This is a genomic window from Bacillus sp. SRB_331 (genome assembly GCF_003264175.1).
Taxonomy (GTDB): Bacteria; Bacillota; Bacilli; order Bacillales; family Bacillaceae_G; genus Bacillus_A; species Bacillus_A mycoides.
Window position 1 is genome coordinate 1 of the sequence record NZ_NADV01000170.1, and the last position, 298, is coordinate 298.

Sequence of the window (298 nt, forward strand, 5' to 3'; positions counted from 1 at the left end):
GCACCCATCCCCGCAATTACGAAGCCACGCCGCCCCGCAAAGTCGCCTTTCTGGGCCTGGGCGTGATGGGCGCCCCCATGGCGGCGCACCTGGCGCTGGCGGGCCACACGGTCACGGTCTACAACCGCACGACCGCAAAATCCATAGCATGGTGCGCAGAGCACGCAAGGGCTGGAGCCCCAAAACATGCCGAAACACCCCGCCTGGCGGCGCAGGGCGCAGAGCTGGTGTTTTGCTGCGTCGGCAACGACGACGACCTGCGCGCCGTCACGCTGGGCGCCGACGGCGCCTTTGCCGG

Annotated in this window: 1 protein-coding gene; it reads left to right on the forward strand. The window is 69.1% G+C overall.

The features are described 5' to 3' along the window. Positions 1-298 (forward strand): NAD(P)-binding domain-containing protein (locus B5P42_RS31655; RefSeq protein WP_142674089.1); only part of this gene is annotated, 298 nt, incomplete at both ends.